General features: G+C 46.3%; 1 pseudogene. It reads left to right on the top strand.

Annotated features, from left to right (window positions below):
- Positions 1 to 393, top strand: a pseudogene (locus AB4585_RS23180) (2',3'-cyclic-nucleotide 2'-phosphodiesterase); the annotation flags it as partial.

Here is a 393-nt window from a genome sequence, read left to right on the forward strand (position 1 = left end):
AGTACACCCTGTCTACAAGGCTATGAACCAGCTTGATTACGATGTGGGTAACATCGGCAACCACGAATTCAACTACGGCCTTGAATTTCTATTTGAAACCATCAACGATGCCAAATTCCCTTATATCAGTGCCAACGTGTTTGACAAAAAAACCGGCGAGCACCTGTTTAAGCCCTACATCATCAAGGAGCATACCTTTACTGACGTAGACGGCGAGTCTCATAAAGTAAAAGTGGGCTACATCGGCTTCGTACCACCGCAAATCATGGTATGGGACAAGAAGAACCTAGAAGGCCGTGTTTACGCGGAAGACATCAAAGAAACCGCTGAAAAGATGGTCCCTCAGATGAAGAAAGAAGGCGCTGATATCATTGTCGCGATCCCTCACTCTGG

The organism is Vibrio sp. 10N.222.49.C9, from assembly GCF_041474985.1.
GTDB lineage: Bacteria > Pseudomonadota > Gammaproteobacteria > Enterobacterales > Vibrionaceae > Vibrio > Vibrio crassostreae_C.